The following is a 22,571-nucleotide window of genomic DNA, read 5'->3' as shown; positions in this document are numbered from 1 at the left end:
CTTTTTAAAATATTTAGTTTTTAACATTTTTGATACATTTTTATCGAATTTCAAATCTAAACAATAAAGATAAAAAATGGGTAAAATTTAGATTTTAGATATAAATATATATTTTTTTAAGTTATAATAAATCACTGTATTAATAAAAAAGTAAAGTATATAAAGGGCTAAGTATGCAAAAAGAGGATGAAAGACAAGAATTACCAAAACTCAATCTACCAAAAAATCCTAGAATTTTAATAATAGGAGGAGGATACGGAGGCTTAAAAACCGCCTTAGGTCTGCAAAGACTTGTAAATTTTAACACAGATAATAAGCCAGAAATCACATTAATTAGCAAGCACGATTATCACTACCAAACAACGCTTTTACATAAGGTTGCTGTAGGGACACTTTCAGCTAGAAAAGCAAGGATTTATTACAGAAAAGTATTAGATGCTGATAAGGTGAAATTTGTAAAAGATAAGATAAAAAAACTTGAGCCAGAATCAAACTGTGTTTATGGAAATGGTGGAAAATACGAATATGATATATTAGTAATAGCACTAGGTTTTAGACCAAATAGCTTTGGAACACCGGGAGTAAAAGAATACGCTTACAAGCTATCATCTTTAAATGAGGCTTTAAAGCTTACCAAAAATATAGAAAATAAATTTAAAGACTTTATACATACTAAAGATACAAAAGATTTAAGTATAGCGGTTTGTGGAACAGGTTTTACTAGTATAGAATTTGCAGCCGAATTAGCATCGCAGATAGAGGAGCTTTGCCTAATATGCGGCATAGATAAAAACATACCAAAAATAACTTGCATAGGTAGAAGTCCTAGAATTTTGCCTATATTTGACGAGTATCTAAGCGATAAAGCTACTAAAAAGCTAGAAAAATACGGAGTGGAAATCATAAATGGAGGAAGTGTAAAAGAGGTCTTTAAAGATGGAGTATTGGTCGAAAAAGACGGACAAACAAGAAAGATAGAAGCAAATACGATACTTTGGAGTGCCGGAGTAAAAGGTAGCGACATAATAGAAAAATCAAATATAAAAAATATAAAAGGTAGAATCGAGGTTGATTATCAGTTAAGATGCTTTGAGTATCCAAATATTTTTGTTGTGGGCGATAGTGCGCACCCTACTACAAAAGACGCCATACACGCACCAACAGCACAGCTTTCAGCACAAATGGGAGATTTTGTGGCGCTTATGCTAAGCGAAACCTTAAAAGGAAAAGATTTTAAAAAGCCTTTTGTGTTTAAACACAGAGGAACTGTTTGTTCTATAGGGCATACTGACGGAGTCGGTATAGTTTATGGCAAAAGACTCGCAGGAGAGTTGGCAGCTTTCATAAAAAATACCATAGAAAACAGGTGGCTTTTTTCTTTGGGCGGTTTTTCAATGGTGTTTAAAAAGGGACAATTCAGATATAGGACTAGCAATTAAGCAAATCTAGTCAAATTTTTTAATCAAAAATCTTTAATTTGCTTTTCCTTTCTTTTAACTCCCCTCTACCCTAATTTATACTTTAAACTTTTTTAAAAACTTTTTTTATCCTACGCACATCTTTCATAAATCTTATATATTTCAATGCCCCCCCCCGTTTCATATTTTCTATCAAAGCTTCTCCTAATTTATATGTAATGCAGTTCTTTTCTCTTAAAGAATCTTTATAATCAGGATAACTTTCTAAAGGAGGTAATTTTAAAGAAGGATTATCTTTTATCTTTTCATTATATATCTTTTGTTCTTTTTTATGTTTATCTTTTATATAAGATAAGACATAAGGCAGTCTTATATAACCTTTTATACTTTTTGAATTTTCTATTAATGCTTGTCCAAGTTTATAAGCTAGGTGATTTTGCACCCTAAGCTTTGCACTTGTGTAGATAGTTGCTTGAGGTCTTTGAATGCTTGATAAAAGCTTTTCTAAATCTTTTACTTTTTGATTTAGAATTTTACTTTGCAATATATCCTCATGAGTAAAGCCTAAATCTTTTTCTAGTATCTTATTTTTAAGTTCTTTTCTTTTTACCTTTTCTTCTAAAAACCTAATATTTAAGATTTTTTCTTTTTGTTCTGGTGAGTTTAGACTTTCTTTTAAGGAAGTATTTTCGTTTTTTAAGTTTGAAAGTTCATTTTCTAAATGAGCCTTTTGCTCATTAACTATACGTTTTAAGCTCTCTATATTTGCATTAGAAAAAACATTATTTAAAAAATCCTCGATTAATTCTTTATAAAAAACAGCATTAGGGTATAGGTGTAAGAAATCATACTCTTTTGAAGTCTTTATAAAATTCTCATTAAAAGCTATCTCATCAGCTTTAAATTCACCCTTTACTAATAAAATATCTACAAGTGCAAAATAATCTATAAAATTTTTCTCGTGAAAATTTCCTTGATCTAATCTTTTATTATCCTCATTAAAGCATACATAAGTTTCATCATCTATTATAAAGCTATCTTTAAAGGGCTGAAAATAAGAATGAACATTAGATGAGACTATAAATTCCTTGTCTTTGTTTTTAAAGATAATACTAGAAGAAAGCCACCATTTGGACAAATCAAGTTTTTTATCAAAATTATAAGAAGTAAAACCTAGAATTTTATAGCCCTTATACTCTTTTGCTATCTTAAAGGCTGTATTTTTATCTAGCACATAGGCTTTTTGTTTACTAGCAATTATCTTTTTTTCTTTTAGCTCACCTTTTGTAAGCTTCATATCTTTTGGACTTAAGAGCTTGTATTTTATATCTTGCTTTTTTAAGTCTAGTTTTTTGGGATATAAAAACCTATCTAAATTTTTAGCTATATTTAAGCCAAGATCAAACATTATACTTTTTAGTTGATGATTATTATCCTTTGTGCAAAGGGTAAAAAAGTAGTTAATATCATTTTCTAGGTAGTATTTAAGCACATTTATATAATTAAAGCCATATTTATCACAAAAAAAACTATGGATATTTGCTATATCTATTTCTAAACTTATTTCGTTATTTTTCACATTAGAATTTGGTAAAAGCAGGACTAAAATTTTTGTATTTAGCTTATAAAGCTCTTCATACAAGCCTTGTATCAAGTTTATAAAATACTGCCTTGTATGCCATTTAGTATGATATACTATACCAAAATCACAAATATTTGTCTCAAGTATTATTAAATCAGCACTTTGTAAATGCTTTACCTCTTCTTCATGAAAAATTGCTCTCATCTTGCTTAGTGATCCAGTGGCTCCCATAGATAAATTAACAAGTTCAACACCTTCTACACTAGAGAGCCCAGAATTTAGTCTAAAGGGCATACAAGAATTCGAAGCCCCAAGCAGGACAATTTTTTTCATTTTCTTACCTTTTTAAATCTAGAGCTTATCTTAAGCTCAGCTACAAAATCAATCTTAGCAGGTATTTTAAAAGCAGCTATTTTTTTAGCTTTTAAAAAGCTTTTTATCTCTTTTTTAAACTCAAACATATCCCTTTTTTCCTCATCTTTTAAGACTATCTTAGCGCAGACCATTTGTCCTGTTAAGGCATTAGCTTTGCCATAAACTAGACAGTCTTTCACGAAATCAAGCTCCAAAAGCACAGCTTCGAGTTCTTGCGGCAGAACTTTTTCTCCTCCTACATTGATAAGCTCTTTGCTTCGCCCGATTATCTTTAGATACTGCTCGCCGTTAATTTCCTTAAGCTCCACCAAATCCCCTGTGGCAAAATACCCATCCTCATCAAAAACCGCATTATCAGCGTTTAGATAGCCAAGACTTTGGGTTTTGCTCTTTAAAAAAAGCTCATCATTTACTATCTTATACTCCACATTTTCAAGCTTTATGTAGTTTTCATAGCTTTTTGTTTGATTTATGCCTACCTCGCTTGTGCCAAAGGTTTGATGAAAACGAACCTTTTTAAATTCATTCTTTAGCCTTTCTAGCAAACTTTCTGGCATTTTTTCCGTGCCATAAGTTATTAGCTTTAGTGAGCTTAAATCATATCTTTGTTTTAAATTTGAGAGTAAAAATAAATTTAAAAGCGATGGTGAGGCTGGAAGTAGGGCGATTTTATACTTTTGTATGCAAGATGCTATTAGCTCTACATTTTTTCTATCTTTTATAGCAACGCCACAAGCTCCAAGGCTTAAGCAGTTAAAAAGGGTATTAAGTCCGCCTATATGATCAAACATCAAAAAAAGCAAGATATTCATCTTTTTTGCTTTTTTATCTAAAAAGGGCAAAAGCAATTTATCTAGGCTATGAACTATAGCCTTTGGTTTACCTGTGCTACCGCTTGAAAAAAGTATAAGCCCTGCCTCATCTTTTTTGATGAGTTCATTTATAAAATCGTGCTTAAAATTTGCATTTTCCTCATAAAATTTCAGCTCTTTATCCTCATAAAGTGCGTAAATTCCAGCTTCTCTTATCTTTTCATCTATTTTGTCATCTTTTATAAACGGAACTACTATCCTTTTTAACTCAACACAAGCTAGTAAAAAAGAAATACTGTCTATATCAAAATCGCCTCTAACTCCTAAAATATACCTTTTATCTATATCTTTTAGCAAAGAAATTTTCTCTTTTACAAGCCTTATAAGTTCCTCATAAGTAAAGCTCAAATCTTCATAAATAAGTGCAAGATTTTTTTTATCTACCAAATCAATTTTTTGTAAAAAAGGAGATACAAAATCACTCAAAAACGCCTCCTAAAAATAATACCTGACCTGTTATAAATTCGCTTTTTTCATCTATGAAAAAATTTATAGCATTTAAAACATCATCAAAATTTCCAAGTCTTTTTATCGCTTGTTTTTTAAGCAAATCATCTATCTTTTCCTTAGGTATATTTTTTATCAAATCAGTTTGTATAGGGGTAGGTCCTATAGCATTTACAGTGATTCCAAAAGGAGCTAACTCCTTCGCACAAGTTTGTGTTAAGTTTATAACAGCGGATTTTGAAGCAGCATAAACAGCCTCTCCTTCAAGTCTTAAAGGAGTTGCAACTGTGCTAAAATTTACTATCCTGTAAGGAAATGCTTTTTCTTGTTTTTTGTAGTTTAAGCTCATTATCTTAGCACATTCTCTTAAGAAAAGAAAAGTTCCAAAAACATTTGTTTTAAATACATCTTCAAGACTTTTGTATGGTGTGCTAAGACAGTGATTCATAGCAGCTATACCAGCGTTATTTATAAGCACATCAACGCCGCCAAATTCTTTTCTTATCTTTCTTAGCATAGAAACAACAGCCATTTCATCGCTTACATCAAGCATAAAATGCCTGTAATTTTCGTGGCTAATCGCACCCTCTTTTCTAGAACACGCACATACTATGTGTCCTTGATCTAGATAATGCTGTGCTAAAAATTTTCCTATGCCTTTTCTAGCACCTGTTATAAGTATAATTTTCTGCATTAAAGTTCTTTTATCTTTTTATCTACATACTCTATAAGACTTTTTACATCTTTTAGTGGAGAATTTCTAGAGCTCATCATCTTATCATCAGCAAGTATAACTTCTTTATCCAGCATAGAGCTTAAAACATCTTCGAGCTCTGCTACCAAATTTACCATACCAAGAGAATCAAGCTTCCCGCCAAAGCCTGTATAAATTTTAGTATTTTCATCTGCTGTTTTAAATTCATCTATATCATAGTCATTAGCCAAATTTGACAAAACTTCAAGCACAAGCTTTTTTGTATCAATACTCATAAAAAGTCCTTAAAAATTTATTGTGAAACTAAATCATACAAAAAAAAAAAAAACGATTTGGTAACGGATAATTTGTTTTTATATAATTACAAAGGCTATTTTTAAAATCAAGGCAAGTGAAAATATGAATTTATTGCATAAATTTGATATATATTTAATGAGTAAAAAACATTATGATGTAAATGGTTTTAAGAGATTTGTTTTAGAATTTTTATTTTTTGGCATAAAACAAGCAAGAGCCTGTTTGTTTGCTTTTTCATTTTTTTTAGCTATGCTTTTAGTCCCAAATCAAGCTTTTGGTCTTTATAGATACGACCTGCTTTTAATCATAGCTATTCTTTTGCAAGTTTTTATGTATTTTTCAAAACTTGAAAGCAAGAATGAATTAATAGCCATTTGCATATTTCACTTTCTTGGCTTTTGTTTAGAAGCATTTAAAACAAGTGTTGTAAATTCGTGGGCTTACACAGAATTTGCTTATACAAAAATTTATGGAGTGCCGCTTTTTTCTGGTTTTATGTATGCTTCAGTTGCCTCATATATAATACAAGCGTATAGAATCTTTGATATGAGGCTAGATAAACACCCAAAAATTCATATATCTTTGATACTTTCTTTTATGATATATGCGAATTTTTTTACACACCATTATATAGGTGATTATCGTTATTATATAGCTGCTTTGCTTTTGTTTTTTTATCGTAGCAGTTTTATTTGCTTTACCCCTCTTGATAAAGAAAGAAAAATGCCTTTGCTTGTGAGTTTTGTATTGGTTGGATTTTTTATATGGATAGCTGAAAATTTTGGGACTATTTTAGGGGTTTGGACCTATCCTAATCAAATCGGCTCTTGGGCTTTAGTAAGCTTTTCTAAATGGGGTTCTTGGTCTTTAGTTATAGTTATGAGCTTTACTATAGTAGTTTCTTTAAAGGAATTGCAAGAAAAATTAAACTTAAATAAAAAAAGCCCGGCTTAAAAACCAGGCTTGATAGCAATATTTTGAAAAGATTCAATCTCTATATCGGTTAAAAATAAAAATACTTTACATCAATATAAAAAAATTAATAAGACTTATTTACTCTTTTTTATTAAAATGTAAATAAAAATAAAAGAGTAAGGATAAAGCGATGTTAAAATCTTTATACACTAGAATGAGAATTATACACATAACAGGCATAGTGATACTAATATCAAATGCCATATTTTTTACGGATAACATTTATGGGCAGATAGTGCAGTATATATTAGCATTAGCACTTATCATACACGATATAGACGAAAAGAAATGGGGAGTTGATATGACTATGGCTGTTTCAAAAGCTCTTAGCAATATGAATTTAAATTCTAACATACAAGTAAATACAAAATACTCCTCTGAAAACGGTAAAATTTTAAAACTTGTTGATAAATTCAAAGCAAAAATTAGCTCAATAGTATCTAGCATAAAACAAAGTGCAGAGCAAACTCAAGGTGATATAAAAGGGCTTGACAAAATAAGTCATTTTTTAATAATTTGCTCAAAAGATATAAAAGAAATGGTAAATTCAGCAAATATAAGGGCAAATGCTGTTATAAATCTTTTAGAAAGCTTTATACAAGATATTAAAAAAAGCGAAGAAAAACAGTTTAGTCTAAAGCAAATTTCAGATGAAATCAAAATGCTTATGAAAGAAACTAGAGACTTGGTGCAAAATATTTATGAGCAAAATTCAAATCTTAATACTTGTTTTGATTCCTTGCAAAATAAAACTAATGATATAGTCTTGGTTGTGGAAACAGTAAGAGCCATAGCCGAGCAAACAAACCTTTTAGCTTTAAACGCAGCTATTGAAGCAGCAAGAGCTGGAGAACACGGACGAGGTTTTTCTGTGCTTGCTGATGAGATTAGAAAATTAGCTGAATCGACGCAAAATTCATTAAGCCAAATAGATTTAAATGTAAAAGCTATAACTCAAGAGGTTTCAAACAGCAAAGAAGCCATACAAGACACCACTGAAAGTATGCAAATTTTATTAGATAAATCCATAAACGCTGATACACAAATTAGTAATTTTGAAAATGTATTTAATGAAAATTTTAATACAACACAAAAAATCATAAAAAATAGCGATGAAACAAGAGAAAATTTAGAAAATATAAGTGAAGATGTTAAAAAAATTTCCGAATTTAGCACTCATAATTTTAATAATTCACAAAATGTTTCTATAATCTCAAAATCAATAAAAGAAAATTTTTCAAGGCTAGAAAATGAAATTCAAATTTTCACAAGATGATATAATCTTAACGCAAACAGATACAACTGTGGGCTTTCTAAGTAAAAATGTAAAAAATTTAAACCGTATAAAAAAAAGAAAGCTTAACACGCCTTGTTTGCTAACCTCTTCTTATCTTAGCGAGATAAAAAATTTTTCAAGAATACCAAATGCCTTTAAAAATGAGATACGCAAATCCAAAAAAACTAGCTTTATACTTTCAAATTCTTTTTCTTTTAGACTTGTAAATGATGAAAAACATAGCAAATTTTTAAAGGAAAATGGCTTTTTTTACTCCAGTTCAGCAAATATACACAAGAAAAAATTTGATGAAACTTGGGCTAGAAAAGTAGCTAATATAGTGCTTGGCGATAATTTTTGCGAAAAAAAACCGTCTCATATAATAAAATTATCAAGAAGTAAAAGGCTAAAAATTCGCTAAAATTAAAAATAAAAATAAAGGTATTATGAGTGAAAACATTTTTAGTGAGTGCTTTGGAGCCGTCTGCAAATTTACATTTAAGAGAAATTTTACTAGCTATAAAAAAAGAAAATCAAAGCTTTGAGCTTGAAGGCATTTATGATGAGGCTTTGTGTAAGGAATTTGAGTTAAAAAGTAAGCCTCTATACAGCTCTCACGAATTTTCTGCTATGGGATTTATCGAGGTTTTGCCACTAATAATAAAAGCAAAAAAGGCTATAAAAGAGCTTGTTAATCTAGCTTTAAACTCAAATACTAAAAGCTTTTTATGTATAGATTCTCCAGCCTTTAATATACCGCTAGCAAAGGCTTTAAACAATGCAGGTGTTACACAAAAAAAAATTTATTATATCCTGCCTCAAGTTTGGGCTTGGAAAAAAGGACGTATCCCAATCATAGAAAAAAACTTTGATATATTAGCCTCCATACTGCCATTTGACGATAAATTTTTTAGCAAAAGCATTTATGTAGGACATCCTTTGTTAGATGAGATAAAAACGGTAAAAGATGAAAATTTTTTCAAAAATTTTAGCATTAATAAAAACAACAAAATAGCGTTTTTGCCGGGTTCGAGAAGGGGTGAAATAAAAAGACTTATGCCTATTTTTAGAAACTTAGCAAAAAAATTTCAAGGAGAAAAAATACTTGCCATACCTAAATTTAACCTAAATAAACTTGAAATTTATGGTGATACAAGCGAATTTACAATCAAAGATGATGCTATTTTAGCTTTAAACGAGGCTGATTTCGCCTTTATTTGCTCTGGCACAGCTACTTTACAAGCAGCTTTAATCGGAACACCTTTTATCTTAGCTTACAAAGCTAAAAAGATAGATTATATCATAGCAAAATGTTTTGTAAAACTCAAATATATAGGACTTGCAAATATTATGCTTGACTTTGCTAAAAATGAAATTTTACACCCTGAATTTATACAAGAAAATGTAAATGAAGAAAAATTATATGAAGCTTATAAAAATTACAATTATAAAGAATTTTTTGCTAAAGTTTCATTTTTAAAAGAATATTTACGTTTTGGTTGTGCTAAAAATTTAGCAAAAATTCTTTTAGAACAATAAGCAAGGAAGGAATAATATGCAAAAAGAAGCTATGAGTAAATTTGGTTATGATAAAATAGTTGCAGAGCTAGAAGATCTAAAAACAAAACAGCGTCCAAAGGTGGTTGAAGAAATAGATATAGCAAGAGGTCACGGGGACTTGAAAGAAAATGCAGAATACCACGCAGCAAGAGAAAAGCAAGCTTTTATAGAGGGTAGGATAGCAGAACTTAGCGACTTAGTAGCAAGAGCAAATGTAATAGATCCAAAAAGCTATAAACACGATGCTGTAAAATTTGGCTCAACTGTTATCATAAGCGATATGGACACAGATGAAGAAAAAAAATACACTATAGTAGGAGTGGTAGAAGCTGATTTAGAAAAAGCTTATATATCCATAAATTCGCCTCTTGCTAAAGCTATGCTTGGCAAGAAAGAAGGAGATGATTTTAAAGTGAAGCTCCCAAAAGGTGAGTGCGAATTTGAAATTTTATCGATAAAATATGAGGATTTAAAATTTTAAGTTTAAAGAATAAAGCTATAATAGTAGCTGATGCACACGAAAATTCTCAAAGACGAGGATTTTATAGACTTTTAGAAGCTTTGAAAAATGGTGAGCTAGACTGCCCTCAACTCATACTTATGGGAGATATCTTTGACTTGCTTATTTACGAAATCAAAGCCACGCATAGCTTTGCAAAACCTTATATAAAAATCTTAGAAGATATAAGCGATAAGACAGAAGTGCTATATTTAGAAGGTAATCACGATTTTAATTTAGCTAATTTTTTTGAAAAGGTAAAAATTTTTCCTATAAAAAATCAAGCACTTACCTTATCTTGTGAAAAAAATTTAAAAATAACACAAAAAACACTAAAACAAGAACTTAAAAGTTTTGAATTTAAAGGTGTAAAAGGTGTAAAAATAGCACACGGAGATATATTTTTAAAACCCTTACTTTCCTTTGCTTTAAGAAGCCTTAGATACCATTTTTTGCTTTTATTTTTAAATTTTTTAGATAGCATTAGTAAAAATTTCATAAGCACAAAGATCAAAAACAAACAATTAAATAAAAATTTATTTTATAAGATAAAAGATTTTTGCAATATAGCAAAGTCTAGATATGATAAATATAAGTGCGAAAATTTCTTGGTCTTGGAAGGTCATTATCACCAAAATTTTGTATTGAATGAGGACGGTAAATATTATATGAATTTAGATAGTTTTGCATACAAGGAAAGTTTTTTTGTAGTAGAATTGCTTTAAAGTAAATGTAGATTTTAAGTCTTCAAAATTTTCAGGAGAAGAAATGCTAGATAACAAAATCATAAAAACTGGCTCAAATGAAATGGAGCTCGTTGATTTTCGTATCTTTAGGCAAGGGGAAGATAAAGTTTATGAGGGAATTTATGGAGTTAATGTCTCTAAGGTAAAAGAGATAATAAAAATTCCTGTATTAACTGAATTACCCGGAGTTCCTAGCTACATAGAAGGTATATTTGACCTTCGTGGAGTGGTGATTCCTGTTGTAAATCTTGCTAAATGGATGCAAATCAAAGAACCAGAAAGTGCTATGCTAAAACCAAGGGTTATAATAACTGAATTTAGCAATATATTCATAGGTTTTATAGTGCATGAAGCAAAGAGGATTCGTCGTATAAACTGGAAAGATATAGAACCAGCAACGTTTTCAGGTGGTCAAGGCTCTCTTGATAAAAGTAAAATAACGGGCGTTACTCGTATAGAAAATGATGAGGTCTTACTCATACTTGATTTAGAGGGCGTTGTAGAGGATCTTGGAATTTATACTCCTAGAACAGAAATAGACTACGGTAACTTAGAAAAACTAAGTGGTATAGCTTTAGCTGTTGATGATAGCTCTACTGCTAGAAGAAGAGTTAAAGAAATGTTACAAAAAATAGGACTAACTGTAGTTGAAGCAAGAGATGGAGTAGAAGGTCTTCAAAAATTAAATGAAATGTATTCTACATATGGCAATGATATATCTAAACACTTAAAGATAATAGTAAGCGATGTAGAAATGCCTAAAATGGACGGATTTCACTTTTCAGCAAAACTTAAAGAAAATCCTGTATTTAAAGATATTCCTTTGATTTTTAACTCATCATTATCAAATGAATTTATGAGTGAAAAAGGCATACAAGAATCTGGTGGAGAAGGGTATTTGGTTAAATTTGACGCAAATCAATTCTTTAGCGAGATTATTAGAATTATAAAAGAACACGAGCAGAGGTAAGAGATATGGAAGATATGCAAGAAATACTTGAGGACTTTTTGGTCGAAGCCTTTGAGCTTGTTGATCAAATAGACCACGATTTAGTAGAGCTTGAGGCAAATCCAGAAGATTTAGAACTGTTAAATAGCATCTTCCGTGTAGCTCATACAGTAAAAGGATCTTCAAGCTTTTTGAATTTTGATGTTTTGACTAGATTAACACACCATATGGAAGATGTGCTGAATAAAGCTAGACACGGGGAGTTAAAAATCACTCCTGACATAATGGATGTAGTTTTAGAATCTATAGACAAAATGAAAACTTTGCTAAACTGCATCAGAGATAACGGAAACGATACTAGTATAGGTATGGATATAAATCCTATCTGTGCAAAATTAACAGCAATTTCTGAAAAAGGTAATGTAAGTTCTTCTGCTTCAGAATCTGCCGCACCTAAAAAAGAAGAGCCTGTTGCACCAGAACCTAGCAAAGCACCAGAAAACAATGCAGAAGAAGTAGATGTTAATAGCTTAAGCGATGCTGAAGTAGAAGCTGAAATAGAAAGATTGCTAAAAGTCAGAAAAGCTGAAGATGAAGCTAGAAGACAAGCAAAAGCAGCAAATAATCCTCCAAAACCAGCTCCTGCAAGCACAGCAAATAAAGCACAGACTAATAGCGGTGCTGCGTCTGCAAATAAGCTTCCAGCTCAAGGCACAGGAAATGCTGCAGCTATGGAGCAAACAATAAGAGTCGATGTAAAAAGACTTGATCAGCTTATGAATTTAGCTGGAGAGTTGGTTCTTAATAAAAATAGAATTATAACCATATACAATGATGTTGAGGAAAGATACGAAGGTGAAAAATTCCTAGAAGAATTAAATCAAGTAGTAGGACAGCTAAGTATAGTTACCACAGATATTCAACTTGCTGTTATGAAAACTAGAATGCAGCCTGTTGCTAAGGTGTTTAACAAATTCCCTAGAGTTGTTAGAGATTTAAGTAGAGAGCTAGGAAAACAAATAGAGCTAGAAATAAGCGGGGAAGAAACAGAGCTTGATAAGTCTATAGTAGAAGAAATAGGCGATCCTATAATGCATATGATTAGAAATTCTTGTGATCATGGTGTTGAAGAGCCTGCTGCTAGAATTGCTGCTGGAAAACCAGAAAAAGGCATAATACAATTAAAAGCTTATAATGAAGGTAATCATATAGTTATAGAAATAACAGATGATGGTAAAGGTCTTGATGCCACTATGCTTAAAAATAAAGCCTTAGAAAAGAAACTCATCACAGAAAAAGAAGCTGATAGTATGAGTGACAAAGAGGCTTTTGGGCTTATATTTAAACCGGGTTTTTCTACTGCTGCTAAAGTTACGAATGTATCTGGACGCGGTGTTGGTATGGATGTTGTTAAAACAAATATAGAAAAGTTAAACGGTATTATAGATATAGATAGTGAGATTGGTAAAGGCTCTGTATTTAAACTAAAAATTCCTTTAACTCTTGCTATTATGCAATCTCTAGTCGTGGGAACTCAAGAAGAAATTTATGCTATACCACTTGCTAGTGTTTTAGAAACAGTTAGAGTGCCTATAGATAGTATCTATACTATAGAGGGTAAAAATGTTCTTAGACTTAGAAATGAAGTTTTATCCTTAGTGAGACTTTCTGATATATTTGGAGTTAAACAAGTATTTGAAAGTAGCGATTTAGCTTATGTGGTTATAGTTAGCATAGCAGAAACAAAATTAGGAATAATAGTTGATAACCTAATAGGACAAGAGGAAATAGTTATAAAATCTATGGGCGATTATCTACAAAATATACAGGGTATAGCTGGTGCTACCGTTAGAGGTGATGGAAATGTTATACTCATAGTTGATGTAGGTGCTATGATGAATTTAGCTAAAAATATCAAGGTAGATATAAAAGCTCAAATAGAATCAGAAAGCAAGAAAACCAAAGAGAAACCAAGCGATTACACTGTGCTTATAGTAGATGATTCTAAAATGGATAGAACACTTATGCATAGGGCACTTGAGCCACTTGGTGTTAGTATGCTTGAAGCTACAAATGGCGTGGAAGCTTTGGAAATAGTTAAATCAGATAAAGAAGTTGATGCTATATTAATAGATATAGAAATGCCTAAAATGGACGGTTATACACTAGCAGGTGAAATTAGAAAATACTCAAGATATAGAAATTTACCTCTTATAGCCGTTACGTCAAGGACAAGTAAAACAGATAGACTAAGAGGCGTTGAAGTGGGTATGACAGAGTATATAACAAAACCATATTCTCCAGAATATCTAGAAAATGTAGTTAGAAAAAATTTAAAGTTAGGATAAAGCTATGAGTGATAAGTTAAGTCAAGTTTTACAAAGACAAAAAGAGCAGATATCACAGCCTTTCGGGGAAGGTCAATCAGAAGATGAAGTAGTTCAACTTGTAGGTTTTGTAGTTAGCGATGAAGAATATGCTGTTCCTATTTTAAATATACAAGAAATTATCAAGCCTATAGACTTTACTAGAGTCCCTTCTGTGCCTGACTATGTATTAGGTGTTTTTAATATGCGTGGTAGAGTAACACCTTTAATAGACCTAGCAAGGCTATTTAATTTAGGCACTACCAAATTTAACCCTCAAACAAGATACATAGTTCTTAAAAATGAAAATAAGGATATTGATTCTTGTGTAGGCTTTGTTATAGATAGGCTAACAGAAGCTATAAAAATAAACAAAGGTATGATAGATCCGCCACCTGAAACAATAGTAAGGGATAAAGGTATGATTTATGGTATAGGAAAAAGAGATAATAACATACTTACTATACTAAAAGCTGAAGCCTTGCTTAAACGCGATTTTTAATGATAAAACTTTGCGTTTTTGATTTTGATTCAACTCTTATGGACGGTGAAAGCATAGATATATTAGCTTCACACTACGGAGTTGGGTCAGAAGTTAGCAAGATAACTACTAGGGCTATGAATGGTGAGCTTGATTTTTTTGAAAGCTTAAACAAAAGAGTTTCCTTGCTTAAAGGTATGTCCTACGAAAATGTCCTTGAGTATTGCAAAAATTTTCCTCTTATGAATGGTGCTAAAGAACTTATATCTTACCTTAAATCAAAAAATATCACAGTTGCTGTTTTTAGCGGAGGTTTTCACGAGGGTGTTGATTTGGCTCAAAACAAATTGAATTTTGATATAGCTTTTGCAAACTATCTTCACCAAAAAAATGGTATTTTAAGTGGTTTTGTCGGCGGGGAAATGATGTTTTCTAACTCAAAAGGAGAAATGCTAAAAAGGCTAAAAACTCTTTTAAAAGTCAAAGATGATGAAGTAGCTTGCGTTGGTGATGGTGCAAACGATCTTTCTATGTTTAAAGAAAGTAAGTTAAATATAGCCTTTTGTGCGAAAGACATTTTAAGACAAAATGCCACTCACTGTGTAGATGAAAAAGATTTAACAAAAATAAAGGATATAATAAAATGAATAATTTTTCCATTTGGTGCGATTTCTTAGAAGATTCCTTTTTAGACAATGAGTTTTTAAATTTGATATATTCAAACACTATAAACGGAGCAACTACAAATCCTAGTATTTTTAAAAATGCTATATTAAATTCCAAGCAATATAAAGAAAGAATTGCGAGATTAAACACAAAAAATGCAAAGCAAAAATACGAAATTTTAGCGATACAAGATATAAAAAAAGCGGCTGATAAATTGTCTTTGAATTATTTTACTAACAACGAAGGTTTTATAAGCATAGAAATAGATCCTAGATTGCACGACAATACAGCACTAAGCATAGGCGAAGCAAAAAGGCTAAGAACAGAAATAGCCAAAGATAATGTTATGATAAAAATCCCGGCTACAAATGAATCTTATGAGGCTATGTATGAGCTAATGAAAGAGGGTATCAATGTAAATGCTACCTTGATATTTTCTTATGAACAAAGTATAAAATGCTTTGAAGCTTTAAATTTGGGACTTAAAGAATTTCGTAAAAAAAATAAGGGCTTAAAAGAGCCAAAAGCTGTTATTAGTGTCTTTGTAAGTCGTTATGATAGACTTCTAAATAACAGAGTATTAGAAAAAAATAAGCTTGGAATTTACCTTGCTTCCTTTGCTTACCACTATATACAAGCACAAAATGAGGCAAATATCAAAACTCTATTTGCAAGCACGGGCGTAAAGGGAGATGATTTAGAAAAAGATTATTATATAAAAGAGCTTTTATTCTCTAACTGCATAAACACAGCTCCACTTGATGCCATAGAGGCTTTTAAAGGCAAAAAAATAGAGATCAAAAAGCCGCTTTCCCTTGAAGAACTTCATCAAAAATTAGCTCAAAATATAAGCAAAGATGAGCTTGATGAAGCTAGTAAATTTTTACTTGATGATGGTTTAAAGCAGTTTTGTATAGCTTATGAAGATATCCTATCTGCTTTATAATAAAAAGCTGGGCATACTTTTTGCCGTCTTAATAGCAATCATACTTTATCTATATTTTCCAAGTGTTGAAAAATACGAGCTTTATGAACCTGGTGTGCCTACGTTAAAAAAAGAATTTATATTAATAGTGCCAGAACAAAGAAATTTTGCCATATCTGAACAAGAGTATGAATACCTAATCGATTTAAATAAAAGCTTTTTAGATAAAAACGAACTGTCCTTGCTATGTGCTAAAAAGCAGTTTTGTGAGCTTTATCATTTTTTAAAAGAAAAAAACTTAGATAAAATGCCATTTTTACTATATGTGGATAGATTTATATAAGATGAGAATAATATTAAAATTTTTAAAATATCTATTTTTTACATTTCTTTTTCTTTTTCTTTGTATTTTTTTCATTCTTTTTCTTTCATTAGATAATGGTTATTATGTCTATCATAAAGGAAAATATAAAGATAAAAAAGCCATAGGAGAATTTGAATTTCGGGCGAATTATAGATTAGATAATGGCAATGACGGCTCTTCTTTTGCAAAAGGAAGCTATGATGAAAATAGCTTAAGACAGGGTTTTTGGATCAATGAAACAGCCTATTCTCAAGGACTTTATCTTTATAAAGACGGAATTTTAAGACAAAGAATTTACACCCATCCCATACAAGAGGCAAGCACACAAAATTACGATGAAAATGGCACTTTGATAGAGACAAGAAAACCGACAAAAGATGAATGCAAAATCCTTTTTTACGCCTTTGAAAAAGAAGGGCTTTATAAAAACGAATGCTTTGAAATTTTAGACATAAAATACCGTTATCATTAAGCATAAAATTTAGTCAATAATTCATTTTACCTTTTCCTAAGTTATTTTTGATAGAATTTAGCCTTATTTTTAGAAAGGAAAAAGATGTTAGAAGGTATCGTTAGAGAGAGTATCGGCAGAAAAGCTTCCAAGGCTTTAAAAAGAGATGGTTATCTAATAGCAAACATCTACGGCAAAGGCTTAGAAAACATAAATGCAGCCTTTAAGGTAAATGAGTTTATAAAAGAGCTTAGAAAAAAGCAAAAACTAAGCTTTGATGTAAAAGTTGGGTCGCAAACTTTAAATGTGGTTGTTGTGGATTACCAAAAAGACCCTGTTACCAGCGAACTTAAGCACGTGGATCTAAAAGTAGCACAAAAAGGAGTGCTTTCAAAATATATGGTGCCTATAAAGATAGTCGGCACAGCCATAGGGCTTAAAAATAAAGGCGTGTTAATACAGTCAAAAAGAAGAGTAAAAGTAAAGTGTGCAGCAGAAAATTTGCCTGATTTTTTTGAACTTGATGTTAGCAAACTTGATGTTGGTGATGCTTTGCTTATAAGAGATATAAAAGTGCCAGACGGCGTAACTATGGTAGATGCTGATAGGATAGCAGTAGTTGGCGTAGAAAAAGCTAGATGACCTTAGTCGTAGGGCTTGGAAATATAGGTAAAGAATATGAACTTACAAGACATAATGTAGGTTTTATGTTTCTTGATTTACTTTTAAAAGAGCTAGATACAGTTAAAATAACAAATAAAAAATTCAAAGGGGAGCTTTATAAATATGGCTCTTCTTTGTTGCTATTAAAGCCTCATACGTTTATGAATTTAAGCGGAGAAAGTGTGAGTGCGGTTAAAAATTTTTACTCTTGCACAAGATTGATAGTTATTCACGATGATATAGACTTAAAGCTTGGCACAGTGCGTTTTAAAAAAGGTGGAAGTGCTGGAGGACACAATGGTCTTAAAAGCATAGACTCTTACTGCTCAAATGATTATGAAAGAATTCGCATAGGCATAGGCAAAGATGAAAAAGTAAAGGACTTTGTTTTGTCTAAATTTACACAAACAGAATTAGAGCTGTTAAATCCTATATTACTGCACTGTAAAAAAGCCTTGTTTGCATTGTTGCAAGGCGATATAAATGAAATTTCATCTAAATTTTCATTAAGGGCGTAGATGAGCTTTTCAGTATTTTTTCGCTTTATCACAGAAAATTACTTAAAAAGTTTTTTTATAATATTTATAGCCTTAGTCGTTTTTTTTGTTGCTATAGACTTGCTACTAAATTTTTCTGACTTACCAAATTCTGCAAATTTAGTCTTTTTATATGTAGTATTTTTATCATTTTCAGCCGTAAGTTATATTTTGCCTATATCTTTAGTATTTGCTATGATACTTTGCTTTTTGTCTATATTAAGAAGTAATGAACTCGTAAGCCTTTACGCACTAGGTCTTAGCAAAAAATTAGTGATACTATACCCATTTTTATGGGCTTTATTCTTTTGTTTCATTTATCTTGCCTTAAATTTTACACCCTTTGCCTATGCCGATGAATATAGATCTAATATAAAAAATGATGCCGTTTTAGCACTCACTAGCTCTGATATTTTTATAAAATACAACGAACATTTTGTTTATATACAAAAACTTAATCCAAATGACGATAGCATCTCTAATATAAGAATTTTTACTATGAATGAAAACAATCTAAGCTCACTTACAAGTGCTAAAAATGCTTATTTTAGCGATGATTTTTGGCTTTTAAAAAATGGAGAAAATATAGCCTTGCCTAAACAAATAGAGCTTTTTAACCAGGGTCTAATATTAAATAAATTTGATGAAAGTAAAGCTTTAAAAGACTTTAAGCCAAAGGTTATAGAAAGTGCAACAACAGAAAAAAGCTATTCTATCACAGATGCGTGGCAAAGTTTTTTAACATTTTCAAAACAAGATATAAACACAAATTCCATACGAACAGAACTTTATAGACTTAGCATTATGCCGTTTTTTGCACCTTTTTTAATGCTTATTTTATATCGTTTTATTCCTACCATTTCTAGATATTTTAATCTAGCCTTTTTAAGTTTTATATTTTTTATAGTAACTCTTGGAGTGTGGGGAGTTTTCTTTTTGCTTGTTAGATTAGCACAAAATTCTGTATTATTACCCGAATTTGCTATTATACTACCTGTTTGTATTTTAATTTGTATAAGTTTGTTTTTGTATTTTAAAAGATAAGGAGGATTTATGAGAAGTGATGTTATAAAAAAAGGTTATTTAAAAGCACCGAATCGCTCTTTATTAAGAGCTTGTGGCTTAAAAGATGAAGACTTTGATAAACCATTTATAGGAGTGGCAAATAGCTATATAGACATCATTCCCGGTCATTTTTATCTAAACGAATACGCAAAGATAATAAAAGATGAAATTCGTAAAAACGGTTGTGTGCCTTTTGAATTTAACACCATAGGAGTTGATGACGGGATCGCAATGGGACACGATGGTATGCTTTATTCATTACCTAGCAGAGAACTTATCGCAAATTCCATAGAAACAGTTATGAACGCTCATCAGCTTGATGCACTTATTTGCATACCAAACTGCGATAAAATAACTCCGGGTATGCTTATGGGTGCTTTAAGGGTAAATGTGCCAACTATCTTTGTAAGCGGGGGTCCGATGAGAGCTGGCTTTAGCTCAAAAGGAGAAAAGCTCACTTTAAATAGCGTTTTTGAAGCAGTTGGTGCATACGAGGTTAAAAAAATAGATGAGGATGAATTAAAAGATATAGAATGCAAAGCCTGTCCTGGTGGTGGCTCTTGCTCTGGTATGTTTACCGCAAATTCTATGAATACTCTCTGTGAAGCTATGGGTATAGCACTTAGTGGCAATGGGACTATCCTAGCACAAAGCCCTGAAAGAGAAGAATTGCTAAGAAAGGCAGCAAAAAGAATTTGTGAAATAGCACTTGATGAGAAATTTAAAATAAGAAATATCATAAACAAAAATTCTATAAATAATGCTATGGTGGTAGATATGGCTATGGGAGGTAGCACAAATACAATTTTACATATGCTTGCCATATCAAGAGAAGCTGGTTGTGCGTTAGATATAAAAAACCTAAATGAAATTAGTAAAAATATAGCTCACATAGCAAAAATAGCACCTTCTTTGCCAACTGTTGCTATGGAGGATATAGGTAGAGCTGGTGGCATAAATGCTGTTATAAAAGAAATTTCAACAAGAGACAATAAAATGCTTGATTTAAATGCCCTAACTATAAGCGGCGAGACCTTAAAAGATAGGATAAAAGACGCTGATATAAAAGATGAAAGCATTATAAGGCGAGTAGAAAATCCTTATTCTTCTGTTGGTGGGCTTGCTATTTTATTTGGGAATTTAGCAAAAGAGGGTTGCGTTATAAAAACTGCTGGTATAGTTGGAGATAAAAAATTCAGTGGAAAGGCTGTGTGTTTTAACTCGCAAAGCGAAGCTATAAAAGGCATAATGAAAGGCAAGATTAAAAAAGGAGATGTTTGCGTTATAAGATATGAAGGACCAAAAGGCGGTCCTGGAATGCAAGAAATGCTTAGCCCAACCTCTTTAATAATGGGTATGGGACTTGGTGCTGATGTCGCTTTGATAACAGATGGACGCTTTAGTGGAGCAACAAGAGGTTTAAGCGTGGGACACATAAGCCCTGAAGCGGCTGAAGGTGGGCTTATAGCATTGCTTGAGGACGGTGATATTATAGATATAGATGTAGATTCTTACAGCATATCAGTGCGTTTAAGTGCTGAAGAAATAGAAAAAAGAAAAGAAAAATTCATAATGCCTAAAAAGCAAATAAACTCAAGGTGGCTTAAGATGTATCAAAAATTAGTTAGCAATGCTAGCAACGGTGCTATTTTGGAATAAAATATGGACTATAAAAAACTAAGAGAAGAATTTAAAAGCCCTCTTTATATTTATGATTTTGATGATATAAAGCAAAGGTTTTTAAGACTAAAAGAGGCGTTTAAGGCTAGAAAATCTCAACTTTGTTACGCTTTAAAAGCAAATTCAAATTTAAGCCTACTTAGAATGCTTGTAAATTTGGATAGTGGCTTTGACTGTGTTAGCATAAATGAGGTAAAAAGAGCTTTAAAAGCAGGTGCTAAACCGTATAAAATCATTTTTAGTGGGGTGGCAAAAACTAAAGAAGAATTAAAAGAAGCCTTGCAACTAAATATACTTTACATAAATTTAGAAAGTAGTGCCGAAATGTTGTGCTTAGAACAAGTGGCTAAAGAGCTAAATTTAAAAGCTCGTATAAGCATAAGAGTAAATCCAAACGTAGATGCAAAAACCCACCCTTACATATCTACTGGTTTGCACGAAAATAAATTCGGCGTAGAGATAAATGAAGCTAAAAAAATGTATATATACGCTAAAAAAAGCGATTTTTTAGAACCTGTCGGAGTTCATTTTCACATAGGCTCGCAGTTATTAGACATAACGCCTATCGCCGAAGCTAGTGCTATAGTTGCGAATTTGGTAAAAGAATTAAAAGCACTTGATATAGAGCTTAAATTCTTTGATATTGGCGGAGGACTTGGGATTGATTATGAGAGCAATAAGGAATTAAATTTATACGAATACGCACAAAGCATTCTTTCATCTTTATCTGGGCTTGATATGACTATACTTCTTGAACCAGGACGTTTCTTAGTGGCACGCTCTGGCACACTTTTATGCTCTGTGCTTTACGAAAAACAAACAGAATACAAAAGATTTGTTATAGTAGATGCAGCTATGAACGACTTGATACGTCCTAGCCTTTACAATGCCTACCATAACATAGTATTGCCATACAGCGAAGGCTTAGAAGCAAGTAAGTGCGATGTAGTTGGTGGAATTTGCGAGAGTGGAGATTTTTTCGCAAAAGATAGGATATTACCAAAGACAAAAGAAGGCGAAATAATGCTTATAAAAGATGCTGGAGCATACGGCTTTTCTATGAGTAGCAATTATAATAGCAGAAACAAGGTTTGTGAATTAGCCTTAGAAAATGGAGAAATAAAGCTTATTCGTCGCCGTCAAACCTTTGAGGAGCAAATAGCCTTAGAAGAGGATTTATAAAACTCAAAAATACTAAATGATTCTACCCCTCGTGCAATAATAAAATGTGATAATGAAAGCAAAAAATGTGTTTTTAAAGGACTTTCTTAAAAAGTTTTACCCTCACAGCGAATTTATTTCACTGTGAGAGTCTTGTTTTTATTATTTTTTTAATACTTTCTAGGTATTCTAATTTCTTTTCTAGTGCTTTATTTTCCTCTTCTAAGAGTTTAAGCTTATTATCTAAATTTTCACAAAAGGCTAAATCTGATTTTTCACCGTATCAATTTATACCATTTTAAAGCTTGTTTTATATAGTCCTAACTTTTCATAGCAAAAAAATTGTTTCTTAAAGTAACAAAATTTAAAAAAATTTAAAAAAAAATTAATTTTATTCTAAAATTAAGTTAAATACGGGGGGGGGGGGGGGGGAAAAAAAATTTTTTACATTTATAAAAAAAGGGGGAGGAAAAAGGTTTTCAAAAAATTATATTTGAACAAA

Annotated in this window: 23 protein-coding genes; 19 read left to right on the top strand and 4 right to left on the bottom strand. The window is 31.3% G+C overall.

Annotation, left to right across the window (positions count from 1 at the left end):
- Positions 1 to 173 precede the first annotated feature (173 nt).
- Entirely contained in the window at positions 174 to 1,439 is a 1,266-nt protein-coding gene (locus tag Q0J35_RS07825) for an NAD(P)/FAD-dependent oxidoreductase (RefSeq protein WP_297195192.1), read from the top strand.
- Between the two features lie 82 nt (positions 1,440 to 1,521).
- Here Q0J35_RS07825 and Q0J35_RS07820 read toward each other — a convergent pair whose 3' ends face one another.
- The 4 genes from Q0J35_RS07820 to Q0J35_RS07805 are packed head-to-tail and all read right to left on the bottom strand — an operon-like array spanning position 1,522 to position 5,684.
- Positions 1,522 to 3,333, bottom strand: coding sequence for a hypothetical protein (locus tag Q0J35_RS07820; protein ID WP_297195190.1), 1,812 nt, complete (start codon positions 3,331 to 3,333; stop codon positions 1,522 to 1,524).
- On the bottom strand, positions 3,330 to 4,673 hold the full coding sequence (locus Q0J35_RS07815) for a long-chain fatty acid--CoA ligase (RefSeq protein ID WP_297195189.1): 1,344 nt from the start codon (positions 4,671 to 4,673) through the stop codon (positions 3,330 to 3,332). Before Q0J35_RS07815 ends, Q0J35_RS07820 begins: the two co-directional genes overlap by 4 nt.
- Positions 4,666 to 5,388, bottom strand: coding sequence for an SDR family oxidoreductase (locus Q0J35_RS07810; protein ID WP_297195187.1), 723 nt, complete (start codon positions 5,386 to 5,388; stop codon positions 4,666 to 4,668). The genes Q0J35_RS07815 and Q0J35_RS07810 overlap by 8 nt, the downstream gene beginning before the upstream one ends.
- Positions 5,388 to 5,684 carry a hypothetical protein gene (locus tag Q0J35_RS07805; protein ID WP_297195185.1) on the bottom strand — a complete coding sequence of 99 codons (297 nt, stop codon included), beginning with the start codon at positions 5,682 to 5,684 and terminating at the stop codon, positions 5,388 to 5,390. Before Q0J35_RS07805 ends, Q0J35_RS07810 begins: the two co-directional genes overlap by 1 nt.
- Positions 5,685 to 5,808: 124 nt before the next feature.
- On the opposite strand from Q0J35_RS07805, the gene Q0J35_RS07800 reads away from it, so the two are divergent.
- The 18 genes from Q0J35_RS07800 (at position 5,809) to lysA (ending at position 22,090) form a co-directional block, all read left to right on the top strand.
- Positions 5,809 to 6,660: a DUF817 domain-containing protein gene (locus tag Q0J35_RS07800; RefSeq protein ID WP_297195183.1), complete on the top strand. Its 852-nt coding sequence runs from the start codon at positions 5,809 to 5,811 to the stop codon at positions 6,658 to 6,660.
- Between the two features lie 151 nt (positions 6,661 to 6,811).
- Positions 6,812 to 7,957 carry a methyl-accepting chemotaxis protein gene (locus Q0J35_RS07795; RefSeq protein WP_297195181.1) on the top strand — a complete coding sequence of 382 codons (1,146 nt, stop codon included), beginning with the start codon at positions 6,812 to 6,814 and terminating at the stop codon, positions 7,955 to 7,957.
- Complete coding sequence (locus tag Q0J35_RS07790; protein ID WP_297195179.1) at positions 7,932 to 8,378, top strand: Sua5 YciO YrdC YwlC family protein; 447 nt, start codon at positions 7,932 to 7,934, stop codon at positions 8,376 to 8,378. Before Q0J35_RS07795 ends, Q0J35_RS07790 begins: the two co-directional genes overlap by 26 nt.
- A 29-nt stretch (positions 8,379 to 8,407) precedes the next feature.
- Positions 8,408 to 9,496, top strand: a complete 1,089-nt coding sequence (lpxB, locus tag Q0J35_RS07785; protein ID WP_297195177.1) for a lipid-A-disaccharide synthase — start codon at positions 8,408 to 8,410, stop codon at positions 9,494 to 9,496.
- A 16-nt stretch (positions 9,497 to 9,512) separates the two neighbouring features.
- On the top strand, positions 9,513 to 9,998 hold the full coding sequence (gene greA, locus Q0J35_RS07780) for a transcription elongation factor GreA (protein WP_297195175.1): 486 nt from the start codon (positions 9,513 to 9,515) through the stop codon (positions 9,996 to 9,998).
- A complete protein-coding gene (locus Q0J35_RS07775; RefSeq protein WP_363315716.1) occupies positions 9,992 to 10,741 on the top strand; it encodes a metallophosphoesterase in 750 nt (249 codons plus the stop codon). Before greA ends, Q0J35_RS07775 begins: the two co-directional genes overlap by 7 nt.
- Before the next feature lie 43 nt (positions 10,742 to 10,784).
- Entirely contained in the window at positions 10,785 to 11,732 is a 948-nt protein-coding gene (locus Q0J35_RS07770) for a chemotaxis protein (RefSeq protein ID WP_297195170.1), read from the top strand.
- A gap of 5 nt (positions 11,733 to 11,737) precedes the next feature.
- Positions 11,738 to 14,059, top strand: coding sequence for a response regulator (locus Q0J35_RS07765; protein ID WP_297195168.1), 2,322 nt, complete (start codon positions 11,738 to 11,740; stop codon positions 14,057 to 14,059).
- A 4-nt stretch (positions 14,060 to 14,063) separates the two neighbouring features.
- Positions 14,064 to 14,579: a chemotaxis protein CheW gene (locus tag Q0J35_RS07760; protein ID WP_297195166.1), complete on the top strand. Its 516-nt coding sequence runs from the start codon at positions 14,064 to 14,066 to the stop codon at positions 14,577 to 14,579.
- On the top strand, positions 14,579 to 15,205 hold the full coding sequence (gene serB, locus Q0J35_RS07755; RefSeq protein WP_297195163.1) for a phosphoserine phosphatase SerB: 627 nt from the start codon (positions 14,579 to 14,581) through the stop codon (positions 15,203 to 15,205). Before Q0J35_RS07760 ends, serB begins: the two co-directional genes overlap by 1 nt.
- Positions 15,202 to 16,170, top strand: a complete 969-nt coding sequence (locus tag Q0J35_RS07750; protein WP_297195161.1) for a transaldolase — start codon at positions 15,202 to 15,204, stop codon at positions 16,168 to 16,170. The genes serB and Q0J35_RS07750 overlap by 4 nt, the downstream gene beginning before the upstream one ends.
- Complete coding sequence (locus tag Q0J35_RS07745; RefSeq protein ID WP_297195159.1) at positions 16,145 to 16,492, top strand: hypothetical protein; 348 nt, start codon at positions 16,145 to 16,147, stop codon at positions 16,490 to 16,492. The genes Q0J35_RS07750 and Q0J35_RS07745 overlap by 26 nt, the downstream gene beginning before the upstream one ends.
- 1 nt (position 16,493) lies before the next feature.
- The gene (locus Q0J35_RS07740) at positions 16,494 to 16,985 is read left to right on the top strand and encodes a hypothetical protein (protein WP_297195157.1); all 492 of its coding nucleotides are present in this window, start codon (positions 16,494 to 16,496) and stop codon (positions 16,983 to 16,985) included.
- A gap of 84 nt (positions 16,986 to 17,069) precedes the next feature.
- Entirely contained in the window at positions 17,070 to 17,606 is a 537-nt protein-coding gene (locus Q0J35_RS07735; protein ID WP_297195155.1) for a 50S ribosomal protein L25/general stress protein Ctc, read from the top strand.
- A complete protein-coding gene (gene pth / locus Q0J35_RS07730) occupies positions 17,603 to 18,145 on the top strand; it encodes an aminoacyl-tRNA hydrolase (protein WP_297195153.1) in 543 nt (180 codons plus the stop codon). Before Q0J35_RS07735 ends, pth begins: the two co-directional genes overlap by 4 nt.
- On the top strand, positions 18,146 to 19,207 hold the full coding sequence (locus Q0J35_RS07725; protein WP_297195150.1) for an LptF/LptG family permease: 1,062 nt from the start codon (positions 18,146 to 18,148) through the stop codon (positions 19,205 to 19,207). It begins immediately after the preceding gene.
- A gap of 9 nt (positions 19,208 to 19,216) precedes the next feature.
- A complete protein-coding gene (gene ilvD, locus Q0J35_RS07720) occupies positions 19,217 to 20,887 on the top strand; it encodes a dihydroxy-acid dehydratase (protein WP_297195148.1) in 1,671 nt (556 codons plus the stop codon).
- A 3-nt stretch (positions 20,888 to 20,890) separates the two neighbouring features.
- Complete coding sequence (gene lysA / locus Q0J35_RS07715) at positions 20,891 to 22,090, top strand: diaminopimelate decarboxylase (RefSeq protein WP_297195146.1); 1,200 nt, start codon at positions 20,891 to 20,893, stop codon at positions 22,088 to 22,090.
- Positions 22,091 to 22,571 lie beyond the last annotated feature (481 nt).

Source organism: uncultured Campylobacter sp. (genome assembly GCF_944323605.1).
GTDB lineage: Bacteria > Campylobacterota > Campylobacteria > Campylobacterales > Campylobacteraceae > Campylobacter_D.
Note: the sequence above shows the minus strand (reverse complement) of the source record. Positions and strands in the feature narration are given on the sequence as shown.

What these genes read in the sequence shown, in the direction of transcription:
- Q0J35_RS07825 (WP_297195192.1), top strand. Translation starts at nt 174, where the DNA reads ATGCAAAAAGAGGATGAAAGACAAGAATTACCAAAACTCAATCTACCA.
- Q0J35_RS07820 (WP_297195190.1), bottom strand. Translation starts at nt 3,333, where the DNA reads ATGAAAAAAATTGTCCTGCTTGGGGCTTCGAATTCTTGTATGCCCTTT.
- Q0J35_RS07810 (WP_297195187.1), bottom strand. Translation starts at nt 5,388, where the DNA reads ATGCAGAAAATTATACTTATAACAGGTGCTAGAAAAGGCATAGGAAAA.
- Q0J35_RS07805 (WP_297195185.1), bottom strand. Translation starts at nt 5,684, where the DNA reads ATGAGTATTGATACAAAAAAGCTTGTGCTTGAAGTTTTGTCAAATTTG.
- Q0J35_RS07800 (WP_297195183.1), top strand. Translation starts at nt 5,809, where the DNA reads ATGAATTTATTGCATAAATTTGATATATATTTAATGAGTAAAAAACAT.
- Q0J35_RS07795 (WP_297195181.1), top strand. Translation starts at nt 6,812, where the DNA reads ATGTTAAAATCTTTATACACTAGAATGAGAATTATACACATAACAGGC.
- Q0J35_RS07790 (WP_297195179.1), top strand. Translation starts at nt 7,932, where the DNA reads ATGAAATTCAAATTTTCACAAGATGATATAATCTTAACGCAAACAGAT.
- greA (WP_297195175.1), top strand. Translation starts at nt 9,513, where the DNA reads ATGCAAAAAGAAGCTATGAGTAAATTTGGTTATGATAAAATAGTTGCA.
- Q0J35_RS07770 (WP_297195170.1), top strand. Translation starts at nt 10,785, where the DNA reads ATGCTAGATAACAAAATCATAAAAACTGGCTCAAATGAAATGGAGCTC.
- Q0J35_RS07765 (WP_297195168.1), top strand. Translation starts at nt 11,738, where the DNA reads ATGGAAGATATGCAAGAAATACTTGAGGACTTTTTGGTCGAAGCCTTT.
- Q0J35_RS07760 (WP_297195166.1), top strand. Translation starts at nt 14,064, where the DNA reads ATGAGTGATAAGTTAAGTCAAGTTTTACAAAGACAAAAAGAGCAGATA.
- serB (WP_297195163.1), top strand. Translation starts at nt 14,579, where the DNA reads ATGATAAAACTTTGCGTTTTTGATTTTGATTCAACTCTTATGGACGGT.
- Q0J35_RS07750 (WP_297195161.1), top strand. Translation starts at nt 15,202, where the DNA reads ATGAATAATTTTTCCATTTGGTGCGATTTCTTAGAAGATTCCTTTTTA.
- Q0J35_RS07745 (WP_297195159.1), top strand. Translation starts at nt 16,145, where the DNA reads ATGAAGATATCCTATCTGCTTTATAATAAAAAGCTGGGCATACTTTTT.
- Q0J35_RS07740 (WP_297195157.1), top strand. Translation starts at nt 16,494, where the DNA reads ATGAGAATAATATTAAAATTTTTAAAATATCTATTTTTTACATTTCTT.
- Q0J35_RS07735 (WP_297195155.1), top strand. Translation starts at nt 17,070, where the DNA reads ATGTTAGAAGGTATCGTTAGAGAGAGTATCGGCAGAAAAGCTTCCAAG.
- pth (WP_297195153.1), top strand. Translation starts at nt 17,603, where the DNA reads ATGACCTTAGTCGTAGGGCTTGGAAATATAGGTAAAGAATATGAACTT.
- Q0J35_RS07725 (WP_297195150.1), top strand. Translation starts at nt 18,146, where the DNA reads ATGAGCTTTTCAGTATTTTTTCGCTTTATCACAGAAAATTACTTAAAA.
- ilvD (WP_297195148.1), top strand. Translation starts at nt 19,217, where the DNA reads ATGAGAAGTGATGTTATAAAAAAAGGTTATTTAAAAGCACCGAATCGC.
- lysA (WP_297195146.1), top strand. Translation starts at nt 20,891, where the DNA reads ATGGACTATAAAAAACTAAGAGAAGAATTTAAAAGCCCTCTTTATATT.